General features: G+C 67.1%; 13 protein-coding genes. 5 read left to right on the top strand and 8 right to left on the bottom strand.

Going from position 1 to position 15985, the window contains the following annotated elements; all coding sequences use genetic code 11:
* Window positions 1-17 precede the first annotated feature (17 nt).
* The 4 genes from ACMV5O_RS17590 to ACMV5O_RS17575 all read right to left on the bottom strand — a co-directional run bounded on the left by ACMV5O_RS17590 (window position 18) and on the right by ACMV5O_RS17575 (window position 5908).
* Window positions 18-1310: an NAD(P)/FAD-dependent oxidoreductase gene (locus tag ACMV5O_RS17590; protein WP_416164691.1), complete on the bottom strand. Its 1293-nt coding sequence runs from the start codon at window positions 1308-1310 to the stop codon at window positions 18-20.
* 59 nt (window positions 1311-1369) lie between these two features.
* Window positions 1370-3217, bottom strand: coding sequence for an aldehyde ferredoxin oxidoreductase family protein (locus ACMV5O_RS17585; protein WP_416164690.1), 1848 nt, complete (start codon window positions 3215-3217; stop codon window positions 1370-1372).
* A gap of 12 nt (window positions 3218-3229) precedes the next feature.
* The gene (locus tag ACMV5O_RS17580) at window positions 3230-3709 is read right to left on the bottom strand and encodes a 4Fe-4S dicluster domain-containing protein (RefSeq protein ID WP_345792408.1); all 480 of its coding nucleotides are present in this window, start codon (window positions 3707-3709) and stop codon (window positions 3230-3232) included.
* Between the two features lie 141 nt (window positions 3710-3850).
* The gene (locus ACMV5O_RS17575) at window positions 3851-5908 is read right to left on the bottom strand and encodes a sigma-54-dependent Fis family transcriptional regulator (protein ID WP_416164689.1); all 2058 of its coding nucleotides are present in this window, start codon (window positions 5906-5908) and stop codon (window positions 3851-3853) included.
* Window positions 5909-6198: 290 nt separating this feature from the next.
* Here ACMV5O_RS17575 and pedF point away from each other — a divergent pair, with 290 nt between their 5' ends.
* Complete coding sequence (pedF, locus tag ACMV5O_RS17570) at window positions 6199-6648, top strand: cytochrome c-550 PedF (protein WP_416164688.1); 450 nt, start codon at window positions 6199-6201, stop codon at window positions 6646-6648.
* Complete coding sequence (locus tag ACMV5O_RS17565; protein ID WP_416164687.1) at window positions 6635-7486, top strand: substrate-binding periplasmic protein; 852 nt, start codon at window positions 6635-6637, stop codon at window positions 7484-7486. Before pedF ends, ACMV5O_RS17565 begins: the two co-directional genes overlap by 14 nt.
* A 77-nt stretch (window positions 7487-7563) precedes the next feature.
* On the opposite strand, the gene ACMV5O_RS17560 is transcribed toward ACMV5O_RS17565, so the two are convergent.
* The 3 genes from ACMV5O_RS17560 to ACMV5O_RS17550 form a co-directional block, all read right to left on the bottom strand.
* Window positions 7564-8424: a cache domain-containing protein gene (locus ACMV5O_RS17560; RefSeq protein WP_416164686.1), complete on the bottom strand. Its 861-nt coding sequence runs from the start codon at window positions 8422-8424 to the stop codon at window positions 7564-7566.
* Between the two features lie 170 nt (window positions 8425-8594).
* Entirely contained in the window at window positions 8595-9242 is a 648-nt protein-coding gene (locus ACMV5O_RS17555) for a response regulator (protein ID WP_416164685.1), read from the bottom strand.
* A complete protein-coding gene (locus tag ACMV5O_RS17550; protein WP_416164684.1) occupies window positions 9239-10531 on the bottom strand; it encodes a sensor histidine kinase in 1293 nt (430 codons plus the stop codon). Before ACMV5O_RS17550 ends, ACMV5O_RS17555 begins: the two co-directional genes overlap by 4 nt.
* A gap of 184 nt (window positions 10532-10715) precedes the next feature.
* On the opposite strand from ACMV5O_RS17550, the gene ACMV5O_RS17545 reads away from it, so the two are divergent.
* The 3 genes from ACMV5O_RS17545 to ACMV5O_RS17535 are packed head-to-tail and all read left to right on the top strand — an operon-like array spanning window position 10716 to window position 13721.
* On the top strand, window positions 10716-12620 hold the full coding sequence (locus ACMV5O_RS17545) for a methanol/ethanol family PQQ-dependent dehydrogenase (protein ID WP_416164683.1): 1905 nt from the start codon (window positions 10716-10718) through the stop codon (window positions 12618-12620).
* A gap of 58 nt (window positions 12621-12678) precedes the next feature.
* Complete coding sequence (locus ACMV5O_RS17540) at window positions 12679-13284, top strand: pentapeptide repeat-containing protein (protein ID WP_416164682.1); 606 nt, start codon at window positions 12679-12681, stop codon at window positions 13282-13284.
* Window positions 13266-13721, top strand: a complete 456-nt coding sequence (locus tag ACMV5O_RS17535) for a c-type cytochrome (RefSeq protein ID WP_416164681.1) — start codon at window positions 13266-13268, stop codon at window positions 13719-13721. Before ACMV5O_RS17540 ends, ACMV5O_RS17535 begins: the two co-directional genes overlap by 19 nt.
* Before the next feature lie 116 nt (window positions 13722-13837).
* Here the strand turns inward: ACMV5O_RS17535 and ACMV5O_RS17530 are convergent, their stop codons facing one another.
* Window positions 13838-15634, bottom strand: coding sequence for a methanol/ethanol family PQQ-dependent dehydrogenase (locus tag ACMV5O_RS17530; protein WP_416164680.1), 1797 nt, complete (start codon window positions 15632-15634; stop codon window positions 13838-13840).
* Between the last annotated feature and the right edge of the window lie 351 nt (window positions 15635-15985).

Here is a 15985-nt window from a genome sequence, read left to right as displayed (position 1 = left end):
GTCTCCACGTCTCCCCCTCAGCGCGCCAGCGCCATCGGTTGCTGGCTGCGCGCGACGTAGGCGTCGACGAAGGCCAGGGGCGTCTGCAGCAGGCGCTCCTTCCAGTCGCCCAGCTTGACCCGGCCGTGGATGAGGCCGCGCAAGGCCCCGACATGCTGGGTCAGACCGATGGAGGTGGCGCCGATCAGCACGTCGTCCTTGAACTGCAGGCTCAGGTAGCGATAGCGCGCCTCATCGACCAGCTCGACGCCCGCACCGCCCTGCTCCGGCTTCTCGCCCCACCACTGGCCGAAGGACGACGAGATCAGCCCCAGCGTGTCGAGCACGTTGATCGCCAGCACGCCGTTGAGCCGGGTGTCGCCACCGGCGCCGCCGCGCGCCATGTTCATCGCCGCGATGCGCGCCTGGTCGGCGGCGTTGGGCTGGATCGCGGCAACCAGGTGGGCGCCGGTGAACAGATCCGGCGCCTCGGCCACGTCACCCGCGGCAAAGATGCCGGGCACGCTGGTCTCCATGCGGTCGTCCACCAGCACCCCTTTGGCGACATGGACCGGGGTTTCCTCCAGGAAGCCGACGTTCGGCGCCACCCCGGCGGCAACGATGACGAGGTCGCAGTCGAGCCGGTCGCCGGTCGACAGCGTCACCGCCAGCGGCGCGCTGCTGCCCGCCTCGCTGCCACGGTCGATGCGCTGTACGCCGGCCGAGGTCAGCACACGGATACCCTTCTCCTCGACCCAGCGCTTGATCATGCCGCCGGCCTTGGGCGTCATCATGCGCGGCACCATACGGTCGCCCATCTCCACCACGGTGAGTTGCACACCGCGCTTGGCCAGCGCCTCCATGATGATGCAGCCGATGAAGCCGGCGCCCAGTTGCAGCACGCGCGCACCGGGCTTCGCATGCGCAGCGATCGCGCGCGCATCGGCCAGTGTCCAGCAGGTCTGCACTTCGGGCAGGTCGACGCCCGGGATGGGCGGGCGCACCGGGTGAGAGCCGGTGGCGATCAGCAGGCGGTCGTAGTCCTCGAAGTGGCCATCGTCGAACAGCACGGTGCGCTTGTCGGTGTTGAGCGCCACCGCGCGGCCGCGCATCTGGCGGATGCGCAGGCGCTCGAAGTGGTCGGCGCCCTTGCGCAGGAAGGTGCCCGACTCGTCGATGTTCTCTTCCAGCAGATAGGGGATGGCCATGCGCGAATAAGGCGGCGCATCCTCGTGGCCGACCATCAGGATGTCGTCCGCCGGCGCGGCCTTGCGCAGCGTCTCGGCGGCAACGACACCGGCGGGGCCGTTGCCGAGAATCAGGTGTTTCATTGGAACGTCCTCGAACGGAAGGCGGGCGCCCCGCAGGGCGCCCGCTCAGGCTCATGCCATTACAGGCCCAGGCGTGCCCGGGTGGCGTCGGTCGGCTGCCCCTCGGGCGTCCAGCCGCGCACCTGGTAGTACTCCGGCAGCATCTTCGCCAGGCCGTTGACCAGGCCCTTGGCCGGGCCGGTCTTGGCCGGCTCCTGGGTCAGGCGCGGCGGCAGGTTGTCGTCCTTGGCGGTGAAGCCGGCGGCGTTGTTGAACATGCGCTCCATGTTCCAGATGCGCTCGCCCACCTCGTTCAGCTTCTCCATGCTCCAGTCGCCTTCGCAGGCGGCGGCCACCTGCGGCTGCACGTCGGCCAGGGTCCACGCGAAGCTGGTGAACACGCAGATGCCGGCCGAGTCGAACACCGCGGTGGCATCCTGGAAGGCCTTCACCAGCTCGGGTTTGCCATCGGTGGTGAGCGGGTCGGTCTTGACCGGGATGCCGAGCACCTCGGACGCCACGGTGTAGCCGCGCAGGTGGCAGGCGCCGCGGTTGGAGGTGGCGTAGGCCAGGCCCATGCCCTGGATGCCGCGCGAGTCGTAGGCGGGGAATTCCTGGCCCTTGACACTCATCGACAGCTCGGGCCGGCCGTACTTCTCGCACAGGCGCTTGCTGCCAAGGCCGAGCTCCTGGCCGAAGCCCTCGCCCAGCGCGGTCATCTCGACCATCTTCGCCAGCGCCTCGGCCGAGCCGAACGGTGCCGCCATGCCGATCTTCTCGTCATCGAGGACGCCCAGCTCGTAGAGCTCCATCGCCGCGCCGACGGTGGCGCCGAAGGAGATCGGGTCCATGCCCTGCTCGTTGCAGATCAGGTTGGCGTACTGCAGCGCCTCAAGGTCGCCCACGCCATTGGCCGCGCCGAGCGCCCAGGCGGCTTCATATTCCAGGCCGCCGGAGGCGCCCCAGTACTTCGGGCTGTTCTTGACGGTGAAGTGACCCTTGTCGATCTCCGAGATGCGCCCGCAGGCAATGGTGCAACCGAAGCAGGCAGCGTTGGTCACCAGATGCGTCTTGCCGTCCGACTCGCGCTTCTCGTGCATGGCCTCGGCGGAGATCTTGGAAGCGTCCTCGAACTGCACGTCGCGGTGGTTGCGGGTAGGCAGCGCGCCGATCTCGTTGATCACGTTCATCAGCACCTGGGTGCCGTACTTGGGCAGGCCCTGGCCGGTGACCGCGTTGTCGGCGAGCACCTTCTTGGCGTCGTTGGTGGCCTTGAGGAAGGCGCCGAAGTCCTTGATGCCCGACACGCCCTTGGTGCCACGGATGGCGACGGCCTTGAGGTTCTTCGAGCCCATCACCGCGCCCACGCCGGAACGGCCCGCCGCACGGTGCATGTCATTGACGATGCAGGCGTAGAGCACCTGGTTCTCGCCGGCGACGCCGATCGAGGAGATGCGCACCAGCGGGTCCTGCAGTTCATCCTTGATGTGCTCCTCGGTTTCCCAGCAGCTCTTGCCCCACAGGCCAGCGGCGTCGCGCAGCTCGGCCTTGTCGTTCTCGATGTAGAGCCACACCGGCTTGGCCGACCTGCCTTCGAAGATCACCATGTCCCAGCCGGCGAACTTCATCTCGGCGCCGAAGAAGCCGCCCGAGTTCGAGCAGGCGATAGCGCCGGTCAGCGGGCCCTTGGTGACGACCGTGTAGCGCCCGCCGGTCGAGGCCATGGTGCCGGTCAAGGGCCCGGTGGCCATGATCATCTTGTTGTCGGGTGCCAGCGGATCGACCTTGGGGTCGATCTCGGACACCAGGTACTTGGTGGCCAGGCCGCGCGAGCCGAGGTAGTCGTCGGCCCACTGCATGTTCAGCGCCTCTTCCGTGCAGGTGCCCGCCGTGAGGTTCACCCGCAGGATCTTTCTGTTCCAGCCCATGACGTGTCCTCCTCAGGCAGCGGCCGAAGCCGGCGTATTGGCCTTGGCGGCCCAGGCGCGCATCTTGTCGATGCCGGTCCAGTCGGCGTCGACGTAGGTGATGGCGCCGGTCGGACAGGCGCTCGCGCAGGCGGGGTTGCCCTCGCACAGGTCGCACTTCTGCACCTTGCCGGAGTCCTGGTTGTAGTTGATGGTGCCGAAGGGACAGGCGATCGTGCACACCTTGCAGCCGACGCAGGTGTCCTCGAACACCATCTTGGCGCCGGTCGTGAGATCGATGCGGATTGCGTCCACCGGACAGGCATTCAGGCACCAGGCCTCGGTGCACTGCGTGCAGGTGTAGGGCACCTTGCGGCCCTCGTGCTCGAAGTTGAACACCTTGATGCGCGACTTGCTCGGATTGATGACCCCGGTGTGCTCGTAGGAACAGGCCATCTCGCATTGCAGACAGCCGGTGCACTTCGCGGGATCAATGTGCAGTGCTTTCCACATCGATCGTCTCCTGAATCGTTGTCGGTTGCGGTCACCGCCAGCGCCCCGATGCGCACCGCCGATGCCGCACAGGCGCCGCTACGCGCGAGACGCCTATGCACTTCCAAGCATATGTTGTGCCGAGCATAGGTCAACCTGGGATTACCCACCTCCGGGCGCGCTGCGGCCGAGCTTGCGGTACAGGCGATTACGGCTCACGCCGAGCGTGCGGGCGGCGGCCGAAAGGTTGCCGCCGACCTCGCGCATCACCCGCTCGATGAGCTCGACTTCGAGCTGATCGAGCCGGCGTGCGCCCGACCCGGCTGTCGGCAGCGCGAAGGCGAGCTCCGATGCGGTCTCGTCGCAGCGCGGCGACGGCGCCTGCTCGGCCTCGTCCGGGCGCTCGGCCATGAAAAGCTCCTCGGGCAGATGCACCGGCAGGATCTCGCGCTCGTCCGGGTCGAGCAGCGCGACCGCAACCCGGATCACGTTCTGCAGCTGGCGCACATTGCCCGGCCAGCTGTGGCGCTCGACGAAGCGCATGACCTCCTCGCCGATGCTCACCCCGTCCAGCCCCGCGTCGCGGGCCTCGAAGGCGAGGATGCGCTCGACGATGCAGCGGATGTCGCTGCGCTCGCGCAGCGGCGGCAGGCAGATGGTGAGGCTGTTGACCCGGTAGTACAGATCCTCGCGAAACTCGCCCCGTGCCACCGAGTCGCGCAGCACGCGGTGAGTGGCACAGACGAGCGAGATATCGACCGGGATCGACTTCAGGGATCCGACCGGCGTCACGCAGCGCTCCTGCAGCACGCGCAGCAGCCTTGCCTGCATGCCGAGCGGCATGTCGCCGATCTCGTCGAGAAACAGCGTGCCGCCATGGGCTTGCTGGATCTTGCCGATCGCGCCTTCCTTGCGCGCCCCGGTGAAGGCGCCGCCGACGTAGCCGAACAGCTCGGACTCGATCAGGGTTTCGGGCACCGCCGCGCAGTTGAGGGCGACGAAGGCGCCATCGGCGCGTGGCCCGCTGTTGTGGAAGGCACTCGCGAACAACTCCTTGCCCACGCCCGACTCGCCCTGGATCAGCAGCGGAATGTCCTTGCCGAGGATGCGCCGCGCGCGATCGACTGCGCGCGCAATGCCGGCGTCGCCGGTGGCGAGCGCATCGAGCACGATCTTCGTCCGTCCCGCCGCCGCGTTGGTGGCCCGGCCGGCCACACGGGCCGGCCGCACCGGCTCCACCGCCACCGCCGGCTCCTCGGCAACGCTGCGAATCTGCGGGCGCAGCGAGCGCAACTGCACGTAAAGGTCAGATCCCTCGCGCAGGTTGAGGCGGATCAGGGCATCGCCCGAGCTGCGCATGCGGTCGGCGATCTTGCCCAGCCCTTGACGGAAGAGCTCGGCGAAGGCGCCGCCGGTGCCCACCTCGAGGCGACGTTGCATCCACTCGCGCGCGATCGTGTTGGCGCCGACCACGATGCCCTCGGGGGTGACGGCGATGAGGCCTTCCTGCAGGCTGCCGACGTACTCGGGGCGTTCGTGGAAGGCGACGAGGATCTCATTGGCGAACTCGGTCTCGAACAGGCGCTTCTCGATCAAATGCACCGACAGCCGAACCAGGCCCAGGGAGTGCCGCTGGTGCACACGCTGATCGCAGGAGACGTCCAGCACCCCGGCCAGCTCGCCGCGCGAGTCGAGGATGGGCGCCGCCGTGCAGGACAGGAAACCGTTGTGCTCGAGGAAGTGCTCCTGCCCCAGCACCACGGTCGGCAAACGCGCGGCGATCGTGGTGCCGATGGCATTGGTACCGCGCGCCTCCTCGCTCCAGCACGCTCCCGGCTGCAGGGCGACGCGGTTCGCACGATCGACGAACTCCGCGTCACCCAGGCTATGAATGATCGTGCCCTTCGGGTCCGACAGGATCACCAGGCTGCCCGAGGCGCGAATCTGCTCGAACACATGCTCCATCACCCCGCTGGCGTGCTCGACCAGCCGCGCACTGCGTTCGCGCGCCTCGGACAGGCGCGCCCGCTCGGCGTGATCCCGTACTTCACGGCTCGAGCTGTCCAGCCCGAGCTCGCGGCAACGCATCCACGACGCCAGGATCTGGGCCGGAACGCCCTCCTCCGGATGAATGCCTTCGCCGAAGAACTGGCTGCGCGCCTGTCGAAGCCGATACTCGCGCGCCGCTGGCGCCGCCAGTGCATGCTCCATTGTTTCCATGTCTCCTCCGGGCTGCCTCGCGACCTGGGCCTGCGGGCTTGCCATCGATTCTTGTGCTTCGGTTCGAAACGTAGCACTTGATTCGGATCGAAACAAATGCGCTGCTCCGCAGACCGAAACGTAAGCAGGAACCCTGCCAGTCGCTTGCAGTAAAGGGCGTCCACCCAAGCCCGCAAACAGCGGACCCTGCAGGCAGCTCCTCAATCTCTGGCACGGCGATTGCAGTGACAACCTTGTCCGGAATCGCCGGCATTCATGACCCGATGCAACCACACACGAGGATAGACAAGGTGAAGACGAGAACCTTGAAGGAGACACTGTTTGGCCGCTTTGCCCTGGGTACGGCCGGCCTGAGCCTGATCGCTGCCGCCACGCTGGTGCACGCGCACGGCGACGTCGTGCCGCAGGCAGTCGACACCAGCACCTTGCCGCAACTGGGCGAGCAGTGGGTCGAGAAGAACCCCTACCGTGGCAACGCCGACGCGATCCGCATCGGCGACTCGGCCTTCAACCAGAACTGTGCGCGCTGCCATGGCCTGGGCGCGGTGTCGGGCGGCATCGCCCCCGACCTGCGCTACCTGGAGCACGACGACTACATGGACGAGTTCTTCATCGGCAAGGTGCGCAACGGCGTGACGCGCAATGGCGCGGTGTACATGCCGCCATTCGAGGGCATCCTGTCGCAGGAAGCCATGTGGGCCATCCGCGCCTGGCTGGAGACGGTTTATGAACAGCAATGAGCGACGCCGGTTCCTGCGCGCTGCGGGGGCCTTGGCCCTCGCGGGCCTGATCCCGTCCGCCACCGCGGCGGCCGCAGAACTCGAACTGCAGCAGCCCGGCACCCTGCGGGTGGCGGTGTATGCCAACTTTCCGCCCTACTCGGCAGCCGGCAAGGGCGTCGACGTGGCGCTCGGCCGCGCGCTGGCCGAACACCTCGGACTGCAGCCCCAGATCGTCGAGTTCCCGGCCGACGAGGACATGAAGGATGACCTGCGCAACATGGTGTGGCGGGGCCACTACCTGGGCACCAAGCCCGGCGACGTGATGCTGCACGTGCCGGTGGACACGCACTTTGCCTCGGTCAACCCGCAGGTGCGCATCTTCGCCCCCTACCACCTCGAGACGCTGGCAATTGCGCGCCTGCCCGAGCGCGTCCCGCAGCCCTCGAACTCGGTGGCCGAGTCCTTCGAGGCCTTCACCACCGAGAAGATCGGCGTCGAACTCGACACCCATTCGAGCGACTTCCTGCTCCACATCCTGGACGGCCGGCTCAAGCCCAACATCGTGCACTTCCCCAGCCTGGCCGCCGCGGTGGAGGCCATGCGCCGCAGCGAGATCGCAGCCGCGATGGGCACGCGGACCGAGCTCGAGGGCGCGATCGGGGGCGGCACCGACATTGCCCTCGACCCCCTGTCCATGCCCGAGCTGCGCATCCGGCCGTGGCCGCTGGGCATGGCCGTGAGGAAGGACAGCGGCAAGCTCGCCGATGCCTTGTCGAACGCGCTCGCCGAGCTCCAGCGCTCCGGCACACTGGCGAAGATTTTCGCTGACCACGGCCTCAGCCACCGCCTGCCTTAAGCCCTTTCCAGCATCAAAGACGCGTCCCCATGCTCCGCTGCGGAACAATTGTTCCGCAGCGGAGCATGGGGATTGTATTACTCGATGTAGTGCCCGACGCCGATCAGGGAACGGCCTTCACGGCGTACGTAGGAGCGCTTGTTCTCGACCGCGTTGGTGACCGGGTTGCGCCAGACGTAATCGACGGAGGCCTCATCGGCCTCCTTGAGCTTGGCGATCATCTCGGCAACCAGCGCATTGCCGGCGGCGTCGTGCAGGCCGAGGGCATCGGTGTCGGACAGCGCCGGGTTCATGCCCATCGCCTCGAAGCGGCCACTGTCCATGTTGATCATGAACACGTAGAGGTCGTCCTTGACGAAGTCGCCGCGACGATCGTTGAAGGCCGCGGCCGCGCGTGCGTGGCCTTGCTCACGCGCCAGCGTGAGCGCACGGTCCAGCATGGCGCGCGCGTCGTCGGCGCTGGCACGCGGCGCGGAGTAGCCCACGCCCACCACGTAGTTGCCGACCTTGCGCACATAGCTGACCTTGGGCTCGACCTTGTTCGTAACCCGGTTCAGCCACATGTAGCGCACCGTGCCCTCCTGATTCACCCGGGTGGTGTCGATCATCTCGCGGAACAGCGCATTGCCGGCGGCATCGGTGGTGTTGAGCACGGTCAGGCCCACCAGCGCCTCGGGCGCCGCGCCGCTGGCGTGATAGACGCCCTTGTCGTCGATCACGAACACATACAGGTCCTTGCGCACGAACGCACCCTGGCGGTCGTTGAAGGCCGCGAAGGCGCGCTCGGGGCCGTTCTGGTTCATGTACTCGACCGCGCGCTCGAACAGCGCCTGGGCCTCGCGCGCGGTGGCGCGCTCGGCGGCCTGGGCGCCGAGGCTGGTGCAAGCCGCGACGACAAGCGCGGCCAGAGTCGTTTTCCTGCGTAACTGCTTCTTCATGTTCGCTCCGATTGATGCCTTCGGCATCGGTTCAAGACGATGTGCGATCCTTCGCAGCGCACTTTCTGCAAGAACCAGACCCGTGCCCACTGCGGGGCTTTCCGCTGCCCCGGACGCACTTAGGAGCAACATTTCGCAACAAGTGCTACGCGGCGCAACAGTCGAACGGCTCAGATCGGGCCCTTCTGTTCGAGGCTCACCAACCCATGGCGCACAGCGAGCCGCATCAGCATGAAATCGTTGTCCGCGCCCAGCTTCTGCCGCACCGCAGACAGATGGTTGACGACCGTTTTCTGGCTCAGGTGCATGCAACGCGCAATGCACGCCGCCGCATCCCCATTCGCAGCCAGACGCAGGACCTCGAACTCGCGGGGGGTCAGGCGTTCGAGCAAAGCCTCGGCGTCATACTCCGCGCACACAACGGCACTTGCCAGCCCCTCACCCAGCACGCGGCGCCCGGCGGCGACGCTACGCGCCGCGCGCATCAGCTCATCGGGTTCGCAGTTCTTGGTGAGATAGCCAAGCGCCCCCGCGCGGAAGGCCTGCCGCACAAAGCCGGGCTCGTCGTACATCGACAGTACGAGGACGCGGATCGAACGATTGCGCTGCAGGATGCGACGGATCGCTTCGATTCCGCTGGCGCCCTTCAGGCTGAGGTCCACGACGGCCACGTCGATCTCCCGCTCGCGCAGGCAGGCGCAGGCCTCGTCGGTGCCGGCCGCCTCGCACACGACGCGCAGGTCGGGCTCGGCATCGAACAGTCTGCGGTAGCCAGTGCGCACGAGCGCATGGTCATCGAGCAACATCAGGCGAATCATCGGGCCTCCTCACGCGCTGTTGCTTGCGGCACCCATAACGCAACCTTAAAGCCACCCAGGCCGGATTCGCCGAAACGGATGCGTCCGCCGGCCAGTCGGGCGCGCTCATACATGCCGCGCATGCCACCGGACGACTCCAGCACGAGCGCGTCACTGCAGCCGCGGCCGTCGTCCTCGACGTTGAGCTCGACGCCGTCATCGACCTCCGCCATTTGCAGCAGCACGCGTCGCGCACCGCTATGCCGATGAATGTTGGTCAGTGCCTCCTGCACCGTGCGGTACAAGGCCAGCCCGGCCTCGCTCGACAGCGGCGGCAAGGCCGAGGGCAGCCGGGCGTCCAGACTCACGGCATCCATGCGCGCCCGCCAGAAATCGGTCAGATCACGAACCGCATCCACCAGCCCCAGCCCATCGAGGGCATGCGGTCGCAACTGCTTGAGCACTGCAGCCACCTGCCTGGACACCTCTGCCACCTCCATCCGGATGTCGCGCGCGCACGCGGCCAGCACGCCGGGTTCCGCCGATGCCGCATGCCGCTCGAGGTAGGCCGCGCTCAACCCCACTGCGGTCAGCGCCTGTCCGATTTCGTCATGAAGCTCGCGTGCAAGCGCATGACGCTCCTCCTCCTGTAGCTGAATCAGCCGTGCACCCATCTGGCGCTCTGCCTCACGCGCACGGGAGAGGCGGTCGGCAATCTCCTCGACGGTACGCGCAATGCGGTCGAATTCCTTGAGCTCGAACGTTGGCAACGAACGGACCTCGTCACCGACGAGACGGCGCACGCCGGCCTCGAGCTCGGTAGCGGGCCGAAGTGCGGCGCCCACCGTCCGCCAGGTCCCCACGGCTGCCGCCGCGATGAAGATCACGAAGAGTCCGAGCATGCGCGAGGATTCTTCGACGATCTCGGAGACCTCGCTCGCCGGGTTGGGGCGAACGACCAGAACACCCTCACCGAGCGCCACACGCCACTCACGCGCAGCGTCACCCCCCGGGCCGAGACTGCCTGTCAGCCAGTCCATAGCGGACGGCTGGGTTGCAGGGACTTCCCCCGCGGCAAGCGCCACGTCCAGATGACGCAAGCCGCCACGCTCGATCAAGGCCTGCACGCGGTCCACCCTGCCATCGGGTAGCGCGCTGACAGCCAGCATCAACTCGGCCAGGCGGGACGAGGCCTCGATCTCCTCGGCCACGTCCTCGCGCAGGGCAAGGGCGACCAAACCGCAGGCAAGCACGAGCAGGAGCACGAAATAGACGATCAACCTGCGAATGAGCCTGACGCGAAGATCCATCACTTCCTCCGATATTCACCCCAGGTTTTTAGCAATCGCCGTGCCACGCCAAACCCGGGACAAATTCCCGGACTTCCGGGGACAAACGCCGTGGCCTGCGCGCCGCGGAGTTCGCAGACTGCGGGTCAGCCAAGCACAGGACTCGCTGGGCCGGCTCACTCAAGAACTCAGGAGACAACCAGGCATGAAACAAAACTCTTCCAATACCCGCAGCAGCGGTCCGGCAAGCCGGATCAAGCGTGCGGTGCTCGCAAGCGCGGTCGCCCTCGCACTTGCCCCGGCAGCCCACGCCGTCACCGCCGTGACGTGGGACGACATCGTTCGCGACCACGAGACCACGGCCGACGTGCTCACCTACGGCATGGGTCTGAAGGCCCAGCGCTACTCACCGCTCAAGCACATCGACACCCGCAACGTCGCGGGGCTCGTTCCTGCCTGGTCGTTCTCCTTCGGCGGCGAGAAACAGCGCGGCCAGGAGGCCCAGGCCATCGTCCATGACGGCGTGCTCTATGTCACCGCCTCGTATTCGCGCCTGTTCGCCATCGACGCCCGCACCGGCAAGCAACTGTGGAGCTACGAGCACCGCCTTCCCGACGACATCCGCCCGTGCTGCGACGTGGTCAACCGCGGCGCCGCGATCTATGGCGACAAGATCTTCTTCGGCACCCTCGACGCGGCGATCGTCGCCCTCGACCGCAACACCGGGAAGGTGGTTTGGCGCAAGAAGTTCGGCGACCACAAGGTCGGCTACACCATGACCGGCGCGCCGACAATCGCGCGCGACAAGGAATCGGGCCGCGTACTGCTGATCCACGGCGAATCAGGAGACGAATTCGGCGTAGTCGGCCATGTCCATGCGCGCGACCCGGACACCGGCGAGGAGATCTGGAAGCGTCCGCTGGTGGAAGGTCACATGGGCTCGCTGAACGGCAAACCGAGCACCCCGACCGGCGACCCCAAGGCGCCGTCGTGGCCGGACGACCCCACCCGCGAAACCGGCAAGGTCGAGGCCTGGAGCCACGGCGGCGGCGCCCCGTGGCAGAGCGCGAGCTTCGACATCGACACCAACACGATCGTGATCGGCGCCGGCAACCCTGCGCCCTGGAACACCTGGGCGCGCACCGCGCCCGGCGACGATCCGCAGAACTGGGACAGCCTGTTCACCTCCGGCCAGGCCTACGTCGACGTCGCCACCGGCGAGCTCAAGGGCTTCTACCAGCACACGCCCAATGACGCCTGGGACTTCTCCGGCAACAACGAGATCGTCCTTTTCGAATACAAGGACCCGAAGACCGGAAAGTTGATCAAGGCCGGCGCGCATGCCGACCGCAACGGCTTCTTCTTCGTCACCGACCGCGAGAAGCTCTCCGCCCGCGCCGACCATCCGAACAAGCCCACCGCGCTCATCAACGCCTGGCCCTTCGTTGACGGCATCACCTGGGCGAAAGGCTTTGACCTCGCCACCGGCAGGCCGATCGAGACCGGCAACCGTCCGCCCCCCGTGGCCGAAGGCCAAGAGAAGGGCGAGACCGTGTTCGTGTCGCCGCCCTTCCTCGGCGGCAAGAACTGGAACCCGATGGCCTACAGCCCCGACACCGGCCTGTTCTACATCCCGGCCAACCACTGGGCGATGGACTACTGGGCCGAGAAGCTGCAATACAAGGCGGGCTCGGCCTACCTCGGCCAGGGCTTCCGCATCAAGCGCCTGTTCAGCGACCACGTCGGCATCCTGCGTGCAATGGATCCGCTCACCGGCAAGATCGCCTGGGAGCACAAGGAGACCTTCCCGCTGTGGGCCGGCACCCTCACCACCGGCGGCGGCCTCGTGTTCACCGGCACCTCGGACGGCTATGTGAAGGCCTTCGACAGCAGCAACGGCAAGGAGCTGTGGAAGTTCCAGACCGGCTCCGGGATCATTTCCAGCCCGATCACCTGGGATATGGACGGCGAGCAGTACATCGCCATCCAGTCCGGCTACGGCGGCGCGGTACCGCTGTGGGGCGGTGACATGGCGGAGTTGACCCGCCAGGTCACCCAGGGCGGCAGCGTGTGGGTGTTCAAGCTGCCCAAGCAGCTTGCCCAGCGCTGACCCTGCAATCACGGGCAGGCGGCCGCGCGCCACCTGCCCGCACGATGGAGTCCCGAAGATGCCGGAGCGAACCCGCTTCACCCACAAGCTGCTGCGCCTGGCCGTGGCATGCGTCCTCCTCCCCGGCACGCTCCTGCCCATCGCGGCAGCGGCGGAGTCGACACCGGTGCACGAAATCAATGGCTGCGGCCTGTGGCCCTACACCCGGTGCCCTGGTGTCGACCTGCGCCATGCTGACCTTGTCGGTCGCAACCTGGCCGGCGCCGACCTGCGCGGCGCCAACCTCGCACGTGCCGACCTGCGCGGCGCCAACCTCGCGGGCGCCAACCTCGAGGGCGCCGACCTCAGAGGGGCGCGCCTGAACAAGGTCAACGCACCGGTCGCGATCTTCCGGCATGCCCGCCTGGTCGGAGCAGACCTCGAGGCAGCCCGCCTCATGCGTTCGGACTTCACCGGGGCCGATTTCACGGCTGCCCACCTCGAGATCGCCAACCTCAACCACGCTCGATTAACGGACGCCCGGCTGGTGAGTGCCGATCTCCAGGAAGCCAAGCTCCAGGGAGCGCAGCTGATCGGCACCAACATGGAGGGCGCCCTCAAGCGCTTCGCCAACTTCAACGATGCGTACATGAAGGACTGCACAGGATGCCCGCTCGACTGGTAAGCCAACGCGCTCTGCGCCCCACCCTCGGCATCGGCCTCGCCACGCTGCTTGCACTGACCATTCAAGCCTGCAGCACCCTGTCCATGGCCCCACCGACGCGGACAACCGATGCATGGACCAACCCCTTGCGTGGCGACGCTGCCAGCATCGACGCGGGCGCGGTTGCCTACGCGCAATCGTGCGCCCGCTGCCACGGCGAGGAGGCCACCCAGCCCGGGCCAGCGGCCAACCTTCGCCTGATCGGCCGCTACTGCGGCCGCCTCGACGACCCCACCCTCGAGCAACGCTGCACCGAGGACGCTGATGCGTACTTTCTCAAGTCGGTCGAGGAAGGCAAGATGCGCCTGGACGTGCGCCACATGCCGGGCTGGAAGGGGCAGTTGTCCACCGAACAGGTGTGGGCGATCCAGGCCTATGTCGAGTCGCGCCGCAAGTGATCGGCACCGCCCCGGATCTCATGCTCTCCCGGTGCGCCTCAACACTGCGCAACGAAAACGGCCCGGCAGTTTTCACCGCCGGGCCGTCGAGCCGCGCCTTGGCGGTGAGCCTGTGCTCAGTTCTTGTGCAGCTTGAACACCCAGACCATGCCACCCTGCTCGAGGAAGTTCACCCGCTTGGCGACGTCGCCCCCCCACAGCGGCACCGCTCCGCCCCAGCCCGACACCACGGCCACGTACTGCTCGCCGTTGTCGTCCCAGGTCACTGGCGGCGCGATGACGCCCGAGCCGGTCTGGAACTGCCACACCTCCTCGCCGGTCTTGGCATTGACCGCCTTCAGGTAGCCCTCGGGCGTGCCATAGAACACCAGGTTGCCGCCGGTGGTCAGCACCCCGCCCCACAGCGGCGCGTTGTTCTTCACTTCCCACACGATCTTGCCGCTCACCGGATCGACCGCGCGCATCGCGCCGATGTAGTCCTCGTACAGCGGCTTGATGGTGAAGCCGGCACCCAGGTAGGCCGCGCCGCGCTTGTAGCTCACCGGCTCGTTCCAGATGTCCATGCCCCATTCATTGGCGGGCACATAGAAGTAGCCGGTGTCGGGGCTGAAGGCCATCGGCATCTGGTTCTTGCCGCCGAGGAAGGACGGCGCGTTGAACACGACCTCGCCCTTGGCGCCCTCGGCCGCCCCTTCGACGAAGGGGTTGCCCGGGCGCTTGCTGTCGTCCCAGATCGGGCGCCCGGTCTCCATGTCGATGCCCTTGGCCCAGTCGATCCGGGACACGAAGGGGAAGGCATTGAGCAGCTTGCCGGTGGCGCGGTCATTGACGAAGAAGAAGCCGTTGCGGTCGGCCTTGCCGCCGGCCTTGACCAGGTTGCCGGTCTTCGGGTCCTTGTATTCGAACGAGATGAATTCGTTGACCCCGTCATAGTCCCAGCCGTCGTGCGGGGTGCTCTGGTAGTGCCAGACGATCTTGCCGGTATCCGGGCTGATGGCGACCGTGGCGGACGAATAAAGGTTGTCGCCCGGACGCAGCCAGGAGTTCCACGGCGCCGGGTTGCCGGTGCCCATGAAGATCAGGTCGACGTCCGGGTCGTAGTAGGCGGCCTGCCAGGTGGCGGCGCCGCCGGTCTTCCACAGGTCGCCCGGCCAGGTCGCGTTGACCGTGCCCGACACCCCGTTCTCGATCGCCTTGCCGTCCTTGTCGTAGGTGTAGCCCATGTGGCCCTCGACCACCGGGCGCATCCAGATCATCTTGCCGGTCAGCGGATCACGCGCCTCGACACGCCCCATCACACCGAACTCGCCACCCGACACGCCGGTGATCAGCTTGCCCTTGACGATCTGCGGCGCCGCCGTCATCGAGTAGCCGGCCTTGTAGTCGTCGATGCGCTCACGCCACACGACCTTGCCGGTGTCCTTGTTGAGCGCCACCAGTTGCGCGTCGAGCGTGCCGAAGATCACCACGTCGCCGTAGATCGCCGCGCCGCGGTTGATCACGTCACAGCAGGGCATGATGCCCTCGGGCAGGCGGTGCTCGTACTTCCACAGCTTCTGCCCGGTCTTGACGTCGAGCGCGTAGATGCGGCTGTAGGAGCCGGTGACGAACATCTTGCCGTCGTGGATCAGTGGCTGCGACTGCTGGCCGCGCTGCTTCTCGCCGCCGAAGGAGAAGGCCCAGGCCGGCACCAGGTTGCGCACCGTGTCGGGGTTGATCTGCTTGAGCGGGCTGTAGCGCTGGCCCTTGGTGCCCAGCCCGTGGGTGACGATCTGGTGCGTCAGTTCCGCATCCTTGAGGATGTCCTCGTCGGTCACCCCCTTGGCCTGGGCGCTACCGATACCTGCCAGCGCCACGCTCAGCGCCGTCAGCACCACGGGCAGGGCACGCTGCCGCATGTTCTTGCTCATCATCGACTCCTCCTTCGTGTCTCTCGGACGTATGGTTTCTTGATCCACTTCTTCTCCGGCACGGACTCGGACCGGACAGGCGAATAACTGCAATCGCCATGCCAGAATGCGGCAGACACCATTCCAGGCGCCCCGCTGTTCCACATAGCGCGCAAGCGCGCCCGCCGGATGTGGCGCTTGGGCACAATCGTTGCGCTTCGGAACAAGACTGCAGGGCACCCGGTCGTGCGCGGGCGCTTGCCCCCGGGCCACGGCGCAAGCCTGGACAGACCGGCGCAATGGCATGAGGCTTGCAAGCATCGCTGCCACAACAGAGGGCGCCCCCCATCCGGGACGGGGCGCCGCGCATCGAGG

Source organism: Thauera sp. WH-1 (genome assembly GCF_047806685.1).
Lineage (GTDB): Bacteria > Pseudomonadota > Gammaproteobacteria > Burkholderiales > Rhodocyclaceae > Thauera.
This window is presented reverse-complemented; position numbering and strand designations above follow the sequence as displayed.